The 19,611-nt window shown below is 51.6% G+C and carries 17 protein-coding genes; 10 read left to right on the top strand and 7 right to left on the bottom strand.

From position 1 onward, the window contains the following. Positions 1-75: 75 nt before the first annotated feature. Together J4E70_RS04295 and aroB are read left to right on the top strand one after the other, a co-directional pair. Positions 76-630 carry a shikimate kinase gene (locus tag J4E70_RS04295; protein ID WP_213887856.1) on the top strand — a complete coding sequence of 185 codons (555 nt, stop codon included), beginning with the start codon at positions 76-78 and terminating at the stop codon, positions 628-630. Further along, positions 623-1,735 (top strand): 3-dehydroquinate synthase, encoded by a 1,113-nt coding sequence (aroB, locus tag J4E70_RS04300; protein ID WP_213887857.1) that lies wholly within the window; start codon positions 623-625, stop codon positions 1,733-1,735. Before J4E70_RS04295 ends, aroB begins: the two co-directional genes overlap by 8 nt. A gap of 84 nt (positions 1,736-1,819) precedes the next feature. On the opposite strand, the gene ssb is transcribed toward aroB, so the two are convergent. Further along, entirely contained in the window at positions 1,820-2,314 is a 495-nt protein-coding gene (ssb, locus tag J4E70_RS04305) for a single-stranded DNA-binding protein (protein WP_213887858.1), read from the bottom strand. Between the two features lie 137 nt (positions 2,315-2,451). Here ssb and J4E70_RS04310 point away from each other — a divergent pair, with 137 nt between their 5' ends. Then, a complete protein-coding gene (locus J4E70_RS04310; protein WP_213887859.1) occupies positions 2,452-3,042 on the top strand; it encodes a lytic transglycosylase domain-containing protein in 591 nt (196 codons plus the stop codon). Positions 3,043-3,117: 75 nt separating this feature from the next. Here the strand turns inward: J4E70_RS04310 and J4E70_RS04315 are convergent, their stop codons facing one another. From J4E70_RS04315 to miaA, 6 genes are all read right to left on the bottom strand, one after another. Next, positions 3,118-5,202 carry a dipeptide ABC transporter ATP-binding protein gene (locus tag J4E70_RS04315; RefSeq protein WP_213887860.1) on the bottom strand — a complete coding sequence of 695 codons (2,085 nt, stop codon included), beginning with the start codon at positions 5,200-5,202 and terminating at the stop codon, positions 3,118-3,120. A gap of 11 nt (positions 5,203-5,213) precedes the next feature. Beyond that, positions 5,214-6,374: an ABC transporter permease gene (locus tag J4E70_RS04320; protein WP_213887861.1), complete on the bottom strand. Its 1,161-nt coding sequence runs from the start codon at positions 6,372-6,374 to the stop codon at positions 5,214-5,216. A gap of 12 nt (positions 6,375-6,386) precedes the next feature. Further along, positions 6,387-7,433 carry an ABC transporter permease gene (locus J4E70_RS04325; protein ID WP_213887862.1) on the bottom strand — a complete coding sequence of 349 codons (1,047 nt, stop codon included), beginning with the start codon at positions 7,431-7,433 and terminating at the stop codon, positions 6,387-6,389. A 179-nt stretch (positions 7,434-7,612) separates the two neighbouring features. Beyond that, positions 7,613-9,277 carry an ABC transporter substrate-binding protein gene (locus tag J4E70_RS04330; RefSeq protein ID WP_213887863.1) on the bottom strand — a complete coding sequence of 555 codons (1,665 nt, stop codon included), beginning with the start codon at positions 9,275-9,277 and terminating at the stop codon, positions 7,613-7,615. A 255-nt stretch (positions 9,278-9,532) separates the two neighbouring features. Then, positions 9,533-10,339, bottom strand: coding sequence for an AraC family transcriptional regulator (locus J4E70_RS04335; RefSeq protein WP_246531610.1), 807 nt, complete (start codon positions 10,337-10,339; stop codon positions 9,533-9,535). Between the two features lie 128 nt (positions 10,340-10,467). After that, a complete protein-coding gene (gene miaA, locus J4E70_RS04340) occupies positions 10,468-11,346 on the bottom strand; it encodes a tRNA (adenosine(37)-N6)-dimethylallyltransferase MiaA (protein WP_213887864.1) in 879 nt (292 codons plus the stop codon). 150 nt (positions 11,347-11,496) lie between these two features. On the opposite strand from miaA, the gene pyrH reads away from it, so the two are divergent. The 7 genes from pyrH to bamA all read left to right on the top strand — a co-directional run bounded on the left by pyrH (position 11,497) and on the right by bamA (position 19,610). Further along, positions 11,497-12,234 carry a UMP kinase gene (pyrH, locus tag J4E70_RS04345; protein WP_213887865.1) on the top strand — a complete coding sequence of 246 codons (738 nt, stop codon included), beginning with the start codon at positions 11,497-11,499 and terminating at the stop codon, positions 12,232-12,234. 54 nt (positions 12,235-12,288) lie between these two features. Then, positions 12,289-12,855, top strand: coding sequence for a ribosome recycling factor (gene frr / locus J4E70_RS04350; protein WP_213887866.1), 567 nt, complete (start codon positions 12,289-12,291; stop codon positions 12,853-12,855). Between the two features lie 31 nt (positions 12,856-12,886). Next, positions 12,887-13,612 carry an undecaprenyl pyrophosphate synthase gene (gene uppS, locus J4E70_RS04355; RefSeq protein WP_213887867.1) on the top strand — a complete coding sequence of 242 codons (726 nt, stop codon included), beginning with the start codon at positions 12,887-12,889 and terminating at the stop codon, positions 13,610-13,612. Next, a complete protein-coding gene (locus J4E70_RS04360; protein WP_213887868.1) occupies positions 13,609-14,394 on the top strand; it encodes a phosphatidate cytidylyltransferase in 786 nt (261 codons plus the stop codon). The genes uppS and J4E70_RS04360 overlap by 4 nt, the downstream gene beginning before the upstream one ends. Positions 14,395-14,397: 3 nt before the next feature. Continuing rightward, positions 14,398-15,570 carry a 1-deoxy-D-xylulose-5-phosphate reductoisomerase gene (gene dxr, locus J4E70_RS04365; RefSeq protein WP_213887869.1) on the top strand — a complete coding sequence of 391 codons (1,173 nt, stop codon included), beginning with the start codon at positions 14,398-14,400 and terminating at the stop codon, positions 15,568-15,570. Positions 15,571-15,581: 11 nt separating this feature from the next. After that, entirely contained in the window at positions 15,582-16,919 is a 1,338-nt protein-coding gene (rseP, locus tag J4E70_RS04370) for an RIP metalloprotease RseP (protein WP_213887870.1), read from the top strand. 351 nt (positions 16,920-17,270) lie between these two features. Continuing rightward, positions 17,271-19,610 carry an outer membrane protein assembly factor BamA gene (bamA, locus tag J4E70_RS04375; protein ID WP_213887871.1) on the top strand — a complete coding sequence of 780 codons (2,340 nt, stop codon included), beginning with the start codon at positions 17,271-17,273 and terminating at the stop codon, positions 19,608-19,610. The last annotated feature ends 1 nt before the right edge of the window (position 19,611 follow it).

The raw sequence follows: 19,611 nt of genomic DNA on the forward strand, positions 1-19,611 counted from the left end.
ATTATATATATAGCCTTTTGAGCAAGATCACGCCATTCAGGAGTTGATTTTTTAAGTAGGCGGGACTGTGCCGGTATGGGTGACCGATTATTAAAGTCCGTTGTGCTGGTTGGCATGATGGGGGCAGGCAAGACTGCGGTCGGTAAATCGGTGGCCGTAAAACTGGGTGTGCCGTTTCTGGATTCAGACGAGCAAATCGAAATTGCGGCCAATATGACCATCGCCGAGATTTTTGAACGTGACGGCGAAGAATTTTTTCGTGAAAAAGAAACGCAAGTTATCAACCGGCTGCTGCTTGAAGAAAGCTGCATTCTCTCGACCGGAGGAGGCGCGTTTCTAGCGCAACGCAACCGTGTGATCATTCGCGAACATGGGGTGTCGGTCTGGCTTCGGGCGGATCTGGATTTGTTGTGGAACCGCGTGCGTCACAAGACGACCCGTCCGCTTTTAAAAACGTCTGACCCATTTAAAACACTTTCCGAGATTTATGAGGCCCGTGTGCCGCTTTATGGACGAGCGGATATTATTGTCGATGCCAACCCGAATTTTTCAATCGAAGAGATGGCAGAGACTGTTATCAAAGCGCTACACGCGCGACCCGATGTTTTGGAGATCAATAGAAATGCATGAAACGTTGCGCGTTAATCTGGCCGAGCGGTCATATGACATTAAGATCGGTACAGGTTTGATCGTAAATGCCGGAGCCGAGATTTCGGCCTATCTGGATCGACCAAGGGTCGCTGTGCTGACGGATGAAAACGTTGCGGCGAAACATCTTGAGGCCTTGCGCACAGGACTTACAGCCAGTGGTGTTGACATGGTTGCACTGACGCTTCCTGCGGGCGAAGCGACTAAGTCCTGGCCACATTTTGAGAGATCTGTTGAATGGTTGCTTGAACAAAAGATCGAACGGCGTGATGTCGTCGTTGCTTTTGGTGGTGGCGTCATTGGTGACCTTGCTGGATTTGCTGCGGCGGTTCTGCGCCGGGGAGTCCGGTTTGTTCAAATCCCTACATCGCTGCTGGCACAGGTCGACAGTTCGGTTGGGGGTAAAACCGGGATCAACGCGCCACAAGGGAAAAACCTGATTGGGGCATTCCATCAACCAACACTGGTTTTGGCTGATATTGAAGTTCTCGGCACGCTTACGCCACGTGATTTTCTGGCAGGTTACGGCGAAGTTGCCAAATATGGGATGTTAGGGGACGAGGCGTTCTTTGAATGGCTTGAGAAGAATGGCCCGGCTCTTGCATCCGGTGACATGGAAGCGCGCGCCTATGCGGTGAAACGCTCTTGTGAAATGAAAGCAGATATCGTCGAGCGGGATGAAACAGAATTGGGTGATCGCGCTTTGCTGAATCTGGGGCATACGTTTTGTCATGCGCTGGAGGCGGCAACGGGGTATTCCGACCGGCTTTTCCATGGCGAAGGCGTTGCCGTTGGCTGTGCTTTGGCTTTTGAGGTTTCCGCTCGAATGGGGTTTTGTTCACAGGAAAGCCCAAGTCGCGTCCGCGCGCATCTGAAAACGATGGGAATGAAGACAGATCTTGCAGATATTAAGGGCGCTCTGCCGGATGCGGAAGCGCTGATCGCGTTGATGAGGCAGGACAAGAAAGTGGTCGATGGGCAAATAAAATTTGTGATGGCGCGCGCTATTGGCGATGCCTTTGTAACGTCTGACGTCGATCTGGATATTGTTAAAACAGTTCTGAGTGAAGCATTGGCAATGCGCTAATTTTCTTCATTCCTTTTAACAAGAACGAAAAACCACCCCGTTTTATCCAAAGGGGTGGTTTTAAATCGCCTAATACGGTGTTGTTTAGAACGGAATTTCGTCGTCTATATCGCCTGCTGCGCCGCCACCTGTTGGCCCGCTGCCAAAGCTTCCACCACCGGACTGGTTACCGCCAGATTGACCGCCACCATAGCCGCCGGACTGACCACTGCCACCTTGGTTGTCACTGCGACCGTCCAACATAACGAGCGTGGAACCAAAGCCCTGAAGCACAACTTCGGTTGAATAACGGTCATTACCGGATTGGTCTTGCCACTTGCGCGTTTGCAACTGACCTTCAATATAGATCTTGCTGCCCTTGCGCAGATATTGCTCTGCTACGCGCACCAGCCCTTCGTTGAAAATCGCAACAGTATGCCACTCCGTACGCTCACGACGCTCGCCAGTGTTTTTGTCTTTCCAATTTTCCGAAGTTGCGATGCGCAAGTTGCAAACCTTGCCGCCATTCTGAAAGGTCCGCACTTCCGGATCCTGGCCAAGATTACCTATTAGGATCACTTTATTTACCGAACCTGCCATTGGTCGCTCCTTCGAATCTGGTTTGAACTCAAAAGAACTTACACCACCCTGCCACACGAAAGAAAACCGGAATTATTGAAAAGCTGGCAGAATAGATAAAAATCGTTATATTACCGATCCGTGGATGGGGGTCCGTAATGAAACGTCTATTTGTTGTGTTGTTTTCTTTGTCGATCAGCGCACCATCAGTCGGGATGACTGAGGGGCTGACTTTTTCGTCGTCTTCAAGAACCGCGCTTTTTAGCTCTCAGACAAGAGTGCTTGATAACCGCTCTCGGTCGCAATACGCGAATTCAGTCAGGTTGCAGCCGCGATCGGTCAATACTCCGTCGCGCTACAACGTTCCAAACTATAGTGGGAATTACAGCGGGCCTTACATCGCATTGGCACGTGCAGCGGCGCGGCGCCACGGGATACCTGAGAACCTGTTTCTGAGACTTGTACAGCAAGAATCCGGCTGGAACGCGAATGCGAGATCGCACAAGGGTGCAATTGGGCTTGCTCAGTTGATGCCAGCCACAGCGCGAACTTTGGGGGTCAACCCACGTATTCCGTCGGAAAACCTTGAAGGCGGTGCTAGGTATCTGCGTGCGCAATACGAAACATTTCGTTCATGGCGGCTTGCCCTGGCAGCATACAACGCTGGGCCACAAGCCGTTACGCGCCACGGCGGTGTTCCCCCGTATCGCGAAACACGAAACTATGTGCGCCGTATTTTGGGAAGTTAATACCAGCTTCAGATTTTGATATTGAATAGAAAAAGGCCGGGGAATTTCCCCAGCCTTTCGGTTTAATAGTCTAGATTATTCGGCGGCGATTTTGATAACCGGTTCCATCGTCGCAAGAACATCATCTGATAAGTGGCATTTAACCTGGTGTCCACTTTCCAGATATTTAACTTTTGGCACGTCTTTGTCGCACAGACCGCCCGGCACCTGATCTTTCCAGCGGCAACGTGTCTGGAACGGGCACCCCGAAGGCGGGTCCATTGCTGACGGGATATCCCCATCGAGAACGATATGTTTCTTAATGATCGAGGTATCGGCAATTGGAACCGCTGACAAAAGCGCTTCTGTATAGGGGTGGTAGGGTGGTGAGAACACCTGATCCGTCGTGCCCATTTCGACCACATGACCCAGATACATCACAAGGACGCGGTCTGACAGATAGCGAACAATCGACAAGTCATGGCTGATGAAAAGCAGCGTAGTTTTGTTCTCTCGCTGAATATCCATCAACAGATCGGTGACTGCCGCCTGCACCGACACGTCAAGCGCTGATACAGGTTCATCCGCTACAACAATCTGGGCATCGCCAGCGAAGGCGCGGGCAATACCAACACGTTGCTTCTGCCCGCCGGATAGCTGCCTTGGCATGCGTTCACCAAAGGCGCGTGGCAATTTCACAAGGTCGAGCAAATGTAGCATGCGTTCGCGCCGCTCGGCCTCGTTTGCACCGATTCCGAAGATTTCCAGAGCTCTTATTATTTGCCGTCCGACGGTCATCGACGGATTCAGCGTATCAAATGGGTTTTGAAAAACCATCTGAACAGAAGAGATCGTCTTAGTGTCGCGCTCTTCTATTGGCGTGCTCTGAATTTCAATGTTGTTCAACGAAATCTTGCCATCCGTCGCGGTTTCCAACCCCATCAGAACTTTAGCCAGGGTAGATTTGCCACAGCCAGATTCACCGACGATTGCAAGTGTCTCAGATTCGCGTGCCTCAAAGCTTAAGGTTTCGTTTGCTTTAACAACTTTTTTGTTTCCACCACCAAACAGCGCGTTTGCGGCAACCTCATAATATTTTTTGAGGTTGTCGATCTTAAGAACAACATCACCTATTGGTGCTTTTTCCTTTTTGTCAGCCAAGGTGATAGGTGCGTTCCAGTCGATTTCCTTGAACTTCAAACACCGCGACTCGTGACGATCATTCCCTTTGACCGGCTCCATTTTTATGTAGCCTTCGTTGCAGCGACCGGGTTCGAAGTAGTCGCACCGCGGTCCGAAGTTGCATCCATCTGGGCGTTCGTGCGGTAAAGGAAAGTTGCCGGGAATGGCCACCAATGGCCGTGCGTTCTTGTCCGCGCCCGGTAGTGGAATGGACCGGAAAAGCGCCTGTGTATAAGGATGCTGCATTTCGTCGAACACATCTTTTATAGAGCCACGTTCGACAGCTTCGCCGGAATACATCACGCATAACCGATCACAGGTTTCCAAAATCAAGCCAAGGTTGTGGCTGATGAACAGCATAGACGTGCCGTATTTTTTACCAAGGTCTCTGACCAGAGCGACAATCCCGGCCTCAACGGTCACATCAAGCGCTGTTGTGGGCTCGTCCAGGATCAACAATGCGGGTTTGGACATCAGCGCCATCGCGATGACGATACGTTGCTGCTGCCCCCCGGAAAGCTGGTGTGGATAACTGTTAAGTATTCGCTTTGGATCCGGCAGCTTAACATCTGTCACCACCTCAAGCGCCAGTTGATAAGCGTCTTCGGCCGACGCCCCTTCGTGGATCATCGGCACTTCCATAAGTTGGTTACCGATCCGCATTGCAGGGTTCAGGCTGGCCATCGGCTCCTGATAGATCATCGCGATTTCATTGCCCCGGATGTCGCGTAATTCGTCCGGGCTCATTTCGGCCAGATCGCGGCCTTTGAACTTGATCGTGCCGCCGACAACGCTTCCGTTAACGCCAAGGTCCTGCATGACCCCAAGCGCCACTGTTGATTTGCCGCAACCCGATTCCCCGACCAACCCGACGGCTTCGCCGGGTTGCACGGAGACAGAGAAATCCATCACCGCGGGAATTTCATGAAGCCGTGTGAAAAAGCTGATCGAGAGTTTGTCTATCTCCAGAACAGGGCCGTCATAATCCGATTTTGTCATGATTTCTCTCCCTAGTCTTTCAGCGATTCTTCACGCAGGCCATCGGCCAGCAGGTTCAAACCCAGCACCAGGCTCATCAAAGCCAGAGCCGGAGGCAGGGCAGGGTGCAGATAGACCGACAACAGCTTGCGCCCATCGTTGATCGTTGACCCCCAGTCCGGGCTTTCCGGGCTTACACCAAGTCCGAAGAAACCCAATGTCCCCAGAAGGATCGTGGTGTAGCCAATGCGCAGACAGAAATCGACGATCAGCGGACCCCGGGCATTTGGCAGGATTTCCCAAAGCATGATGTACCATGGGCCTTCACCCCGTGTCTGGGCTGCAGCCACGTAGTCGCGAGTCTGGATATCAAGCACGAGACCACGCACGATCCGGAACACTGTGGGCGAGTTGACGAAGACCACTGAAACAAAAACGTTCAGCAGGTTCGGGTCCATTCCCCAGACCCCGAAAGGATCGGCATTAAATGCCAGACCAAGATAGGCCCAGACACCAATGACAAGTGTTATCGAGACCAGCCAGTTTCGTGTAGCGGGCTGCGTGAAGTAACGACTTTGCCAGAGGATCAGCATGAAGATGATCGGGAAGGCAAACAGAACCGCAGCCAGATACATTGGAATGCCCGTTTCGACGATCTCGCGTGTCACGAGAAGGTAGAACAACAGGATGACCGGAAAAGCGAGAACGAGGTTCGCAAGAAACGACAAGATCGTGTCTAGCCGTCCGCCGAAGTATCCGGCAGGCAGGCCAAGCGTTATACCGACCATAAAGGCAAACAAGGTTGCTGCTGGTGCAATTTGCAGAACGCGCCGCGCACCCATCACAACCCGGCTAAAGACATCACGTGCGAGGTTGTCACCACCCAAGAGATAATGAAGATACCCAGCAGCACCTTCAGGTACAGGTGTGCCCGGAACTTTATTTTTCATGCCTGAAATCTGGCCAATAGGATCATGTGTAATGATCAAATCGGCGAACACAGCCGTGAAGACCCAGAACATGACGATGGCGAAGCCTATCATCCCGATCGGGCTGTCAAAGAGTTTTCCGTAAAGCCCCAGTCGACGTTTGTAGCTGATTGAAAGGGCAAAGGTTAGAAACAGTGCAATCCATACAGGAATGAACTGAATGAAGATCTGGGCAATAATCAGGCCCCAGGATAGTGGTTCCATTGTTCAGTCCCCTCAAGAGATACGGATGCGTGGGTTAAGATAGACGTAGCCGATGTCACTTATCAGCTGCGTTACCAGAACCACGGCGACAGCGACGACAGAACATCCAAGCAGCAGCTCAATGTCATTGTTGCCGGCCGCCTGTACCAGCGTCCAACCAAAGCCCTTGTAGTTAAACAGGGTCTCAACGATCACCACGCCGTTCAGCAGCCATGGGAATTGCAGCATTATCACCGTAAACGGCGCGATCAGCGCGTTTCTCAGAGCGTGCTTCAGAACAATGTTCTTAAAGGTAACGCCCTTCAGGCGCGCCGTTCGGATATACTGCGCCGTCATAACTTCGGTCATACTGGCGCGTGTCATCCGTGCGATATAGCCCATACCGTAGAGCGCGATTGTAAGAACCGGAAGCGTGAAGTTTGCGAAAGTAATATCATCCATTGCAGAGGTTGCCGTACCCTTGAACCACTTTAGTCCAACGGCCGAGGAGGCAAAGATCGCGATAAATATGACACCTGACACATATTCAGGTGTCGCAGTGCTCGCGATTGAGAAGGTGGATAGGGTGCGGTCCATCTTGGACCCTTCGCGCATCCCGGCTAAAACGCCTACCGTCAAAGCTGCGGGAACCATCAGGACCATAACCCAGAACATCAGCTTACCGGTAAGCCCAAGCCTTTTGCCCACGATTCCAGCAACGCCATCTTTGAAAACTGTGGATTCTCCCCAGTCGCCCTGTATCACGCCGCAAAAACTCGGTGTTTCTTCGGCTGGCACACCAGACTTGAAGCACCGGCCCGTTTCAACACCGTCTTTGTTCACAAATGTGAAGCCAGGCAAGACACCAAGCCATTGGCCATATTTCACAACAGTCGGCTGTAAGTAACCGCGGCTGGCAAGCCAGGACGTGACTTGTTCATCGCTCATACGCATGTTTCCCTGCGTCTTGGCGAGCTTTTCAAGGTTTGGATAAAGGTTCGTCAGAAAGAAGACGATAAATGTGAGGCAGAGTGCCGTAAGGAGCATGACCCCTAATCGGCGTAAGATGAACAGTCCCATTCGTTTCCCCGTCGTTATTCAGCAGAATTTTATTATTTTTTTCTCTGCGTTTGCCGTGTTAAGCGCATCACGGTTCGCAAATTCATTTGGCTTATGTTGAGTTTCCCAAACTTATTCGCCCCGGATGCTGTTTCCGGTGGAAAAAGGGGGCCTGAGCCGGCCCCCCCCTAGTCGTAATATCAGGCTGCAAGTCCCAGTTTGTAGACGTGGATTTCAAACAAGGGGTGCATTTCTGCGCCAATGACGTTCTCGGCGTGGTGGCGATATAGCGACCGCCAGTAAGGTTGAATGGTAACGCCTTGTTCCCACATGATCTCTTCAATCCGAACCATCAGTTCGCGGCGCTTGTCAGCGTCCGCAACTGCAAGCGCATTGGTGACCAGTTCGTCGAATTCGGCATTCGCAAAGCCCCACTCATTCCAAGCCATTCCCGAGCGATACGCGAGCGCGAGAATCTGAATGCCCAGCGGACGCTGGTTCCAGTTTGTAGAGCTGAACGGATATTTTACCCAGTCGTTCCAGAACGTTGAACCTGGCAGAATTGTCCGCCTGACCTTGATACCAGCATCGCGCAACTGCGCTGCAACGGCGTCGGTGGTGTTTTTGCGCCAGTCATCGTCGATTGACAGCAATTCATGCTCATAGTCGGCCATTCCGGCCTCTTCCATCAGCGCAAGCGCACCGGCGGGATCATGAACTGGCTTGCCGATATCCGCGTATTCCGGATGAATCGGGCAAACATGGTGGTTTTCAGCAGTAACACCGCGGCCTGCATACCCAAGTTCGAGGCAGACAGAGTTGTCAACAGCCATCGCCAGTGCACGACGTACGCGCGCATCAGCGTATGGTTTAACGCCATCGACTTCCGCAAGCTGATTTGGGCGAATAACAATCGTCGCAGCAGTAACTGCATTGGATTGTGTCCAGCCAACTCCGTCCATAATATCGACATAGTCACCGACAGTTTCATAGAACATGTCGACTTCTTCAGATTCAGCGGCTGCAATCCATGCCGATGGGTCTGTGCCGTAGTCGATACTTTCAATCCGGTCTAGGTATGGACCACCGTAAACGTCCGTGCCCCACCATGTGTGGTTGGTATTTCGCTCCATCACCCATTTCACGCCAACTTCTAGTTCAGTAAGCAGATATGGACCTGTACCAACCGCATTTTGGGTTTCTTCAGGTGTGTAGCTACTGTGAACGATGGCGCCTGGATAATCGGACATACCGGCAATGATAGTCACATCCGGTGCAGGCAGGTTCAGTTTGACGGTATGGGTATCCACGACCTCAATAGCGCCTTCAAGGGCTAGGCCAGTTGCTTCGTCAATCAGTGTTGCCATACGGCCCGCCATAGAGTTGCCTTCGGCATCTCTTTCGCACCAGCGTGTGATATTGCGTGCAACGTCTTCGGCGGTGAAATCATCGCCATTGTTCCACTTGACGCCTTGACGAACGTTCAGAGTATACTCGGTAGCGTCGTCGTTGACTGCCCAGCTTTCCAACAGCATTCCACGGATCGTACCATCGCGGTTGTATTCCACTAGGTATTCCAAATGACCACGTGTCGCGTTGGCTATCTGCGACCAGTCCGCGGTGCGAGTGTCTTTCAGCGCACGCACCTCCTGTTGCATTCGTAAAGTACCACCCATTGCTGGGGTTGCATTTGCTTCGGTCGGCGCAGCAACGCCGATCAAACCGTAAGCTGCGGCCGAGGCCACGCCAAGCGAACATGCCTGAGCAAGGAATTCGCGGCGACTTAGTTTACCGGCCTTACATTCTTCTGCGTACATCCGGACGGCCGGGTGCATGGGTTTACCGTTAATGGTAGAGTGCGTCATCTTTTTCTCCCTGTGACACATGGATTTTTTATAACGCGCCAGTCCGCCGTTGTGAGACGGCGGCTTTCTGATTTTAGGTCGGCAAGAGCAGACATCACGTGGCGCAAATAATTCACGGACCCATTCGGCACTACAATCGGCCACAGGTCAACGGCTACTATCGTCACTTTAAGGGAAAAAAACGACAGACACGGGTCGTATTCATGCATCTTTCAGAGTGCAAATGTATACAATCGCTGGAAATTTGTTTTTATTCTAGGCGCCTCGCCGAAAATCGGATGGTGTTTTACCAGTATGATTCTGAAAGGCCCGGGAAAAATAGGCCGCAGATGTAAAACCAAGCTGGGCTGCGACTTGCTGAACCGGTAATTTGGTTTCACGGAGCAGGCGCCGCGCCTCGTATAGAATTCTGTCTGCAAGCAAAGCGGAAGCGGAACGCCCACAGCTTTTGTTGCAAATTCTGGACAGATGGGTTGGCGTAATGCCGAGCGCCTGCGCATATTCAGAAACGGTTCGTCCAGACCTGAATTGTTCTTCGATCATGGTCGAATATCGTGCAACCAGTTGATCTGCTTTTTCTGATTTACGTTCGTTTTGTGGGTACTGCAGCTTTGCGCGATCAAGCCAAACTGAGAACAGGCCAGCGTAATTCTCGGCCGCGCGTTCTTTTTTAGGGCGGTCTCCGTCAAGTTCACGCTGAAGGTTTTCAAGGATTAATGTCAGATCACCCTGTGGTGCAGCATCGCGTATGCGAAGGTGCAGAGGTTCTTGTGGAAAAGCCAAATTTAAACTTCTTGGAAAAAATGCTGCCGTTCCGAATACTTGAGAAGTTATCTCAAACCCATGCATTGTGCCGGCAGGAATAAACACGGCGTTATGTGCCCCAAATCCTCGCGTTCGGCCCGAAACAGTTATGCGGCCCTGTCCGCGAGTGAACCACAAAAGTAAATCGGACGTGTAACTGCGCATCGCCTCGACACGCCAGCGTCCTCCCTGCGTCATGCGCGGGATTGGGGTCACCCTGATTTCGGATGACTGTGTTGGAATAGGATTCATAATCATGAGACTGCCCGGGTCGCGTTGCATATTTTTTCTAATTAGCGTCGATAATGACCCAAATTAAGGCAAACTAAAGAAAAAACACAGAATTCACCGAATTGAGCGAATCATTGCGTTTAAGTGTCGCTAAATTACGGCAACGGATAAGGGTGCCAGTTGGTCATACGGGCGCGAAACCACGTGCGCTGACGTTTTGCATATTGGCGTGATGCGGTTTTCGCATTTTCGATTGCCACGTCCAGATCAAGCTTGCGACTAAGATGGGCTATTAATTCCGGTGCGCCGATTGCCTTTGATGAAAGGCGCGCGGGGTCCCAGTCTGCCAGCATCGATCGGGCCTCTTCCAAAGCGCCCGCTTCAATCATCGCGTCAAATCTCTGTGCAATGCGGTCATTCAGCCATTCACGCTCGGCGTCAATAATGATCGGGAACGTTTTTCTAAGAGGTAGAATCGGCGGAGGCGTCTCATCCTGCCAGTCCGCCAGGCCTTTCCCCGTTTCGCGCAAAACTTCCCACGCGCGCTGAACTCGTGCCGGATTTCTTGTGTCGATACGCTGGCGTGTTTTTTCATCGAGCGTGTTTAACAACGAAGGCAGACCAAGAGTTTCCAGCAGTGCGTCAGCTTCCTTGCGGACAGATTGTGAAATGTTTGGAATTTCAGCCAGCCCTTCGGTCATCGCGCGAAAATAAAGGCCGGTCCCACCAACGATGATCGGGCGCTGATCGGATGCTATTAACAAAGCGGCTACGTCACGCAACCAATGCCCAACGGAATAATCGTGCTTATAAGATACGTGACCGTAAAGATGATGCTGTGCTTGTGCCTCTTCTTTCGCAGAAGGGCGCGCAGTTAGAATCCGCCAGCCATCATAAACCTGAAGCGCGTCAGCATTGACAATCATGCCGCTGCTTTTTTCCGCGATCTTCAAGGCCAGCGCAGATTTGCCTGCTGCTGTTGGACCGGCGATGAGAACCGGAAGCTCGGGTGAGATATCAGGCAGTTTGTTCATCGTAGCGTATTGCACATCGACGTTTCAGCGGAACGAAAAGAGTTTACAATGTGCATTGAGCAAATTCCTTGTCTCTTCCCCGTTGAACCTAACGCGGTTTTGCTACAGTTTGCGCGCCAGATAAAGTAAACAGCCGGTAGGGGATACACGATGGCCGACGAGGATACAAACCAACCGGAAGTTGCGTTTAAGCGGGTTATGCTCAAAATATCCGGCGAGGCGCTGATGGGGGACCTTGGATATGGGCTTCATCCGCCGACGGTTGAACGAATCGCGCGTGAAGTGCAGTCGGTTCACAACCTTGGCGTTGAGATCTGCATGGTTATCGGAGGCGGCAATATTTTCCGTGGTTTGCAAGGGTCCGCACAGGGGATGGAACGCACCACAGCAGACTACATGGGTATGCTTGCAACGGTGATGAACGCGCTTGCGATGCAATCTGCACTGGAAGGGCTTGGTGTCTTTACGCGGGTTGTCAGCGCCATCCCAATGGATCAGGTTTGTGAGCCTTACATCCGTCGCCGTGCTGTACGTCACCTAGAAAAGAAACGTGTCTGCATTTTTGCGGCAGGTACCGGTAACCCCTATTTTACCACGGATACCGCAGCGACATTGCGGGCCAGCGAAATGCGTTGCGAGGCAATTTTCAAAGGTACGAAAGTTGATGGGGTCTACGACAAGGACCCGGTTAAGTTTAGCGATGCCAAACGCTATGATCGTGTGACCTATGACGAGGTTCTGCAAAAACATCTGGGCGTAATGGATGCTTCGGCGATCGCGCTCGCAAGGGATAACAATCTGCCGATAATCGTGTTTTCGCTCGACGAGCCTGGTGGTTTCAAAGGAATTCTTGCCGGGCAAGGGACCTATACAACGGTTCACGATTGACGATATATAAGTAATATTCTGACCAAAATTCCTTGGAATAAAGAAGAGTAAAACATGTCGGATGAAGATCTTGAGATTGACCTGGATGACCTTGAACGCCGTATGAACGGTGCGTTGGCATCTTTGAAAACAGAGTTTGCGTCGCTTCGGACAGGGCGGGCATCGGCCTCAATGCTGGAGCCGATTATGGTAGAAGCTTACGGGCAGAGAACACCCATCAATCAGGTTGGAACGGTTAACGTGCCTGAATCGCGTATGGTGACGATCAACGTTTGGGACAAGTCCATGGTGGGTGCGGTGGAAAAAGCCATTCGCGAAAGCGGTCTGGGCATTAATCCACAGCTCAACGGGACGATCATCATGCTGCCGATCCCAGAACTTAACGAAGAACGGCGCCGCGAATTGACCAAAGTTGCGGCGCAATACGCTGAACAGGCGCGCATTTCTGTTCGCAATGTTCGCCGTGACGGCATGGATCAGCTTAAAAAAGCTAAAGCGGCAGGCATGAGCGAAGATGACAACAAAATCTGGTCTGATGAGGTGCAGTCACTGACCGACGCGGCCATCGTCAATGTGGACAACGCTCTCGAACTGAAACAAGAGGAAATCATGCAGGTCTGAACTTGCGATTTTCACTAAAAGGGGGCGCTCGGTGGCCACAAATGAAAGCGAAGAAAATCGTCCGCGCCATGTTGCGATAATCATGGACGGAAACGGACGATGGGCGTCCAAACGGGGCCGCCCCAGGCTTTTTGGTCATCAGGCCGGGGCAAGACGTGTTCGTGAAATCGTGGAATCCTGTCCCGATCTCGGCGTGAAATATCTTACGATTTTTGCCTTCTCGACGGAAAACTGGAAAAGAACGCAGTCCGAGGTCTCGGGACTTATGTCGCTGTTCCGGCGCTACATAACAAAAGAAGCGCAGGCGCTGTTGAAACGTGGTGTTCGCGTGCGCTTTATTGGTGACAGGGTGCGGCTTGACGCAAAACTGACGGCGATGATGGACGAACTGGAACTTCTGACATCTGACAACGACAGGGTGCATCTGACGATTGCGTTGAACTATGGTGGTCGTGACGAGGTCGCGCGCGCCACAAAACGTCTTGCTTATGATGTGGCGTCAGGCCGGTTGAAGCCCGAAGAAGTAAATGAAGAAACGCTTCCAAAGTATTTGGATACTTATGTTTTACCTGATCCTGATCTTGTAATACGAACCAGCGGCGAAGCCCGTATATCGAACTTCCTTCTCTGGCAATCTGCATATTCCGAGTACGAGTTTATTGATACGCTCTGGCCCGATTTCACACCGGACGTTTTTGCGAAAGTCCTGATAAGCTATGGGGGCCGCCAACGGCGGTTCGGGGCCGTTCCCGGATGAGTGGGAAGTGGAGCGATCTTGCACCGCGGGTTGCCTCTGGTGTGGTGATGGCAGTGGTCGGCCTTTCGGCTGTTTGGGCAGGCGGCTGGTGGTTCATCGCGCTTATAGCTGTCGCTTGTGGGCTGATGCTTTGGGAATTGGCGCGTATGATTGCACCAAACGCAGGTGCGGCGCTATTCCAAACCGGAATGCTTGGTTTTGTATCGACAGTCCTTGCTGCGATGGCACCTGTTTTCTATGCATTACCTGTCTTGTTGGCGGCATGTCTCGTTGGGGTAAGTTTGCTAAAAAAGGATAATGTGCGCTTTGTAATCTACTGCGCCTCGATTTTGTTTGCTGGATACGGGTTTATTGCACTTAGAGAAGACCTTGGTGCTATTTGGATGTTGTGGCTTGTTCTTTTGGTCGTTGCAACGGACGTCGCGGGGTATTTCGCAGGCCGTATCATCGGTGGTCCGAAATTTTGGCCCAGATATAGCCCAAAGAAAACATGGTCAGGCGCAGTGGCAGGATGGGTTGCCGCTGCTTTGGTAAGCGCGGTCTTTGTTTTCTACACAAATATGTGGTCCGGCATTATCATCATGAGCATCTTGCTGTCTTTTAGCTCGCAAATTGGTGATATCGCGCAAAGCGCTTTGAAACGAAGAACCGGTGTCAAAGACAGCTCGGCAATTATTCCAGGTCATGGTGGTGTGTTTGACCGGTTTGATGGAATGATCGGCGCATCGCTGTGTCTGATTGTTCTGCGTCTTTTTATCGAACTTACACCTGCGATACAGTGATTCATGAGAAAAGTATCCATTCTTGGCGCGACAGGCTCAATCGGGCAAAACACGATAGACCTGATACGGCGTGCACCGGAACGCTATAACGTGGTCGCCTTAACGGGTGGCCGCAATATCGCTCAACTTGCGCAAGACGCGCGTGCCCTTAACGCCGATATTGCAGTCACAGCCTATACCGAACTGCTGGGTGATCTTCGTGATGCACTTTACGGCAGTGGCGTGGATGTTGCCGCGGGAGAAGCCGCAATTGTAGAGGCCGCAGACCGACCGGCTGATTGGGTAATGTCTGCTATTGTTGGAGCGGCGGGTTTGCCGCCCGGGCTACAAGCCCTGAAACAGGGGGCAACACTGGCGCTTGCAAACAAGGAAAGCCTGGTCACAGCCGGGCCGTTGTTAATGAGCGAAGCAAAGAAACATGGCGCAACGGTTCTGCCGGTGGACAGCGAGCATTCTGCTGTGTTTCAGGCGCTTGTCGGGGAAGAAATTTCAAACGTTGAGCGTGTTATAATAACTGCTTCAGGCGGTGCTTTCAGAGATTGGCCGGTAGAGCAGCTTGCGGGTGCCACGCTGGAACAGGCATCGACCCACCCAAATTGGGCGATGGGTCAGCGGATCACCATTGACAGTGCGACGATGTTTAATAAAGCTATGGAAGTAATAGAAACTAAAGAATATTTTGGGTTTGATCCTGAAAAAATTGAAGTAATTATACATCCGGAATCACTTATTCACGCCTTGGTCGGATTTTGTGACGGCGCAATCATGGCTCATGTCGGGCCCGCAGACATGCGCCACGCTATTGGTTACGCGCTCCATTGGCCTGAGCGGGCCCATCTGCCGGTTGAGCGGCTTGATCTTGCACAAATTGGTATGTTGCGGTTCAAAGAACCTGAACCAGTGCGTTATCCCGCGCTGAGACTCGCCAGTGAAGTCATGAAAATTGGCGGATTGTCTGGCGCAATTTTTACTGCCGCGAAGGAAGAAGCACTTGACGGTTTCATCGCAGGCGCACTCGGGTTTTTGCAAATGGCTACGATTGTGGAAGACGTTTTATCACAGCTTTGTTCCGACCAAAGCCTTATAAAAGCCGAGATTTCACTTGATAACGTGCGCCAAGTGGACCATCTCGCACGTAAGCGGGCCAGTGAAGCCATTCGCAGACTGCAGGCATAGAAGGTAGATACGTGGATATTATTGGGCTTTTGCCATCATTTGGTGGCTTTGTTTTTACGGTTATTGCATTTGTTGTCGCTCTGTCAGTCATCGTCGCGATTCACGAATATGGTCATTACATCGTTGGCCGTTGGTGCGGGATTCATGCAGAAGTTTTTTCGCTGGGGTTTGGACCTGTTCTTTGGTCCCGGCACGACAAAGACGGCACCCGCTGGCAGATCGCGGCTTTGCCTTTTGGCGGGTATGTCAAGTTTTTGGGTGATTCTGGTGCCGCGTCCGGCAAGGATGGTGACGCTATAGAGGCTATGTCTGACGAAGAGCGCAGACATACGATGCACGGCGCGCCGCTCTGGGCACGGTCCGCAACGGTTGCAGCAGGTCCGGTTTTTAATTTTATATTGTCTTTTCTTATATTTGCGTCTGTTTTTGCTTATCAGGGTGTAGCGATTGAACCGCTGACAATCGGGCAGCTTCGGGCGCATCCGGTGCAGACAGAAGCCCTGAAGGTTGGCGACCAGATTTTGTCGATCGCGGGAATTGAAACACCGCCTCTCGAAGAATTTGACACGTTGGTCGAAGCGTTGCCCAACGAGCCAGAGCTTGAATACGAAGTTCTGCGAGATGGAGAGAGGGTAACGGTGATTGCGCCATATCCATACCCGCCTGCTGTTGTGACCCTTCAGCCGCAATCCGCAGCAATGGATGCAGGTCTTGAAGTCGGGGATGTTATTCTATCGGTCGATAGCGCGCGCATTGCGACATTTGAGGAGCTAAAGGAAATTGTCGGGGCTTCGGACGGCAAGCCGCTCGTATTGAACATATGGCGGGAAGGGGATGTGTTTGATCTGACTTTAACCCCACGCAGGCGCGACTTACCCTTGGCTGATGGCGGTTTTGAAACGCGTTGGCTGATTGGAATAACCGGTGGATTGCTTTTTGAACCCCAGACCGAACGTGCCGGGGTTTTCACATCGCTATGGGGTGGCGTCACACAAACCTACTACATCGTTCGTTCCAGCCTTTCGGGGCTTTATCATATGGCGATTGGCGCCATAAGTTCGTGCAACATTTCAGGTCCGATCGGAATCGCACAGGCGTCCGGCGCAATGGCAAGCCAGGGACTACAAAGCTTCGTCTGGTTTGTTGCGGTGCTTTCGACGGCAATTGGAATGTTAAACCTGTTTCCAATTCCGGTTTTGGATGGGGGCCATCTTGTTTTCTATGCGTACGAAGCCGTTACAGGTAAACCGCCGAACGAAAAAGCGTTGCGTATCCTGATGGCGATCGGATTGAGTTTGCTGCTAACCCTCATGGTATTCGCAATTTCAAATGACGTTTTTTGTCAATGAATTGAACGCGAAGAGCCGCCTGTCAAAATGATGCCATATTTAGTTGCTAGGTAATTGAGAGAGCAGAAAGTTTGACGAGGATCAAGCGATGGAATCGATTCAAAGCGGATACCGCGGTCTGTCCCTGTTAGTAGACCTTAATTGGGATAGAATTTTATACATAGCAACCATTGTCGGGGCGCTTATGGCAGGCGCTTTTATCGGTTCTCTGTAAAACATAACCTTTTAAGCCAAGACTTGTTATTTGCGCGCATTCGCCAAACTGGCGAAAAGCGCGCTTATGCCTTTTGACAAGGGGGGGTAGAAGGGTTAGTCAGAACCTACTTGGGATGTCTATTCGGGTTGGGTTTTATGACGACTTTTTTGGTTGATCGCGGCACTGCAGTTTTAAGAGTGTTTCTTCTAACACGAGCCGCTTTGCTTGTTTTGTTTTGTGTCTTTTCAGTGGCCTCAGTGATGGCGCCGTTGTCAGCTCAGGCACAACAGCGTTTTTCGACGATTGAAGTCATTGGAAACCAGCGCATTGAAGCTGCTACAATCCGCACATATGCCGGAATCGAACGGGGCGAAAGCGTTTCAGAAGGCGAATTGAATGCCGCTTATCAGCGGATTCTGGGGTCAGGCTTGTTTGAAACGGTGGATTTAACGCCGCAAGGCAGTAGTCTGGTTATTACCGTCAGAGAATACCCAACGATCAACCAAATCAGTATCGAGGGTAACCGCCGCTTGAAAGACGAAAATCTTCTGCCGATCATCCAGTCGCAGCCTCGTCGTGTTTACAGCCCCACTATCGCAGAACTGGACGCAGACTCGATCACCGCCGCTTATGGGCAGCTAGGGCGCTACGCAACAACAGTAGATCCTAGAATCATTCGCCGCGACGACAATCGTGTTGATCTGATTTTTGAGGTTTCTGAAAGCCGGGTTATCGAAATTGACAGGCTCAGCTTCGTGGGGAACCGCGCCTATTCTGACCGGCGTTTGCGCCGGGTTCTGGAAACGAAACAAGCAGGCTTGCTGCGTGGGCTGGTAAAAAGCGATACTTTTATCGCTGACCGGATCGAGTTTGATAAGCAGGTCTTGCGCGATTTTTACCTGTCTCGTGGATATATCGATTTTGAAACATTATCTGTGAACTCAGAACTGGCCCGTGGTCGTGACGCTTTCTTCGTGACCTTCACGGTTCGCGAGGGTCAGCCTTTTGAATTCGGCGAAATCACCGTGACGTCGGATCTGGAAGAGGTCGATCCTGATGAGTATTTTGAGGCAATTCGCATTCGCCCTGGTGTTACCTATTCGCCGACGCTTGTTGAAAACACAATTGCACGTCTTGAGAGACTGGCACTGCGAAACAGCCTGAACTTCGTTCGCGTTGAACCCCGGATAACGCGCAATGATCGTGAACTGACGCTTGACGTCGAGTTTAATCTTTCGCGCGGTCCGCGCATTTTTGTGGAACGGATCGATATTGAGGGCAATTCAACGACCTTGGACAGGGTTATTCGAAATCAGTTCAGGATTGTTGAGGGTGATCCGTTCAACCCGCGGGAAATCCGTGAATCGGCCTCTCGAATCCGCGCGCTTGGTTTTTTCAAGAACTCAGAAGTTGAAGCACGTGAAGGGACCTCTGAAGATCAGGTCATCGTTGATGTAAATGTGGAAGAAGCCCCAACGGGAACACTTTCATTCGGAGCCAGCTTTTCGAGTGATATTGGTGTCGCGGTAGCGGTTGGTTTCTCGGAACGAAACTTTCTGGGGCGCGGGCAGAGACTTAGTTTCAACGTGAATACGGCGTCTGACAGCGCCCAAGCCAACATTGGTTTTGTTGAGCCAGCACTTTTAGGGCGCGACCTTAGATTTGGTCTCAATCTTGGTTACTCAACAACTGACAATGAAAATGCTCGATACAATACCAAAACGATTTCCTTTAGTCCGTCGCTCAATTTTCCGGTCAGCGAAAACGGTCGTGTAACCCTTCGATATGGTATTTCAAGCGAAGAGCTGTTCGGGTTGGATCCTGCTGCATCCTCTGCCATCCTGCTAGCAGAAGCGGGTACAGAAGTTACAAGTTTTGTAGGCTATTCCTACAGCTACGACACAAGGCGCACAGGGCTAAACCCCAATGCGGGTATTATTTTCCAGTTTGGACAAAACTTTGCCGGATTGGGCGGCGATGCAAAATATATCCAGACTACAGCGCTGCTGGGGGCTGAGGCAGATGTTCTGCGAGAAGAAGTCACATTGCGCGCGACGCTTGAAGGCGGTGCGCTGAACATGATCTCAGGAAACAGTCGAATTACGGACAGGTTTTTTCTGTCCAGTCGCAGGATGCGCGGATTTGATGCGAATGGCGTTGGCCCACGCGATCTGACCGCCACGAACCAAGACGCACTCGGAGGTAATTTTTTCGCGGTTGCACGCTTTGAGGCGGAGTTCCCGCTTGGTATTCCCGAAGAATACGGCATCACCGGTGGCGTTTTCTTTGATGTCGGCAGCCTCTGGGGGTTGGATAACACCGCCGGAACGTTGGGTCCTGTAGATGACAGTGCCAATTTGCGCGCAGTTGTAGGCTTCTCAGTCTTTTGGGACACAGTACTTGGGCCGCTTCGCTTCAACTTTTCAAATGCGCTTAAAAGCGAAACATATGACGAAGAGCGAAGCTTTGACCTGACGGTTTCAACGTCTTTCTAAT

This window comes from Pseudohalocynthiibacter aestuariivivens, from assembly GCF_018457175.1.
In the GTDB taxonomy this organism is placed as follows: Bacteria; Pseudomonadota; Alphaproteobacteria; order Rhodobacterales; family Rhodobacteraceae; genus Pseudohalocynthiibacter; species Pseudohalocynthiibacter aestuariivivens.

Coding starts and splice junctions, on each gene's coding strand:
- J4E70_RS04315 (WP_213887860.1), bottom strand. CDS start 5,202: ATGACAAAATCGGATTATGACGGCCCTGTTCTGGAGATAGACAAACTC.
- J4E70_RS04325 (WP_213887862.1), bottom strand. CDS start 7,433: ATGGGACTGTTCATCTTACGCCGATTAGGGGTCATGCTCCTTACGGCA.
- ssb (WP_213887858.1), bottom strand. CDS start 2,314: ATGGCAGGTTCGGTAAATAAAGTGATCCTAATAGGTAATCTTGGCCAG.
- J4E70_RS04310 (WP_213887859.1), top strand. CDS start 2,452: ATGAAACGTCTATTTGTTGTGTTGTTTTCTTTGTCGATCAGCGCACCA.
- dxr (WP_213887869.1), top strand. CDS start 14,398: ATGAGAAAAGTATCCATTCTTGGCGCGACAGGCTCAATCGGGCAAAAC.
- miaA (WP_213887864.1), bottom strand. CDS start 11,346: ATGAACAAACTGCCTGATATCTCACCCGAGCTTCCGGTTCTCATCGCC.
- J4E70_RS04295 (WP_213887856.1), top strand. CDS start 76: ATGGGTGACCGATTATTAAAGTCCGTTGTGCTGGTTGGCATGATGGGG.
- J4E70_RS04335 (WP_246531610.1), bottom strand. CDS start 10,339: ATGATTATGAATCCTATTCCAACACAGTCATCCGAAATCAGGGTGACC.
- aroB (WP_213887857.1), top strand. CDS start 623: ATGCATGAAACGTTGCGCGTTAATCTGGCCGAGCGGTCATATGACATT.
- J4E70_RS04320 (WP_213887861.1), bottom strand. CDS start 6,374: ATGGAACCACTATCCTGGGGCCTGATTATTGCCCAGATCTTCATTCAG.
- pyrH (WP_213887865.1), top strand. CDS start 11,497: ATGGCCGACGAGGATACAAACCAACCGGAAGTTGCGTTTAAGCGGGTT.
- bamA (WP_213887871.1), top strand. CDS start 17,271: ATGACGACTTTTTTGGTTGATCGCGGCACTGCAGTTTTAAGAGTGTTT.
- J4E70_RS04330 (WP_213887863.1), bottom strand. CDS start 9,277: ATGACGCACTCTACCATTAACGGTAAACCCATGCACCCGGCCGTCCGG.
- frr (WP_213887866.1), top strand. CDS start 12,289: ATGTCGGATGAAGATCTTGAGATTGACCTGGATGACCTTGAACGCCGT.
- J4E70_RS04360 (WP_213887868.1), top strand. CDS start 13,609: ATGAGTGGGAAGTGGAGCGATCTTGCACCGCGGGTTGCCTCTGGTGTG.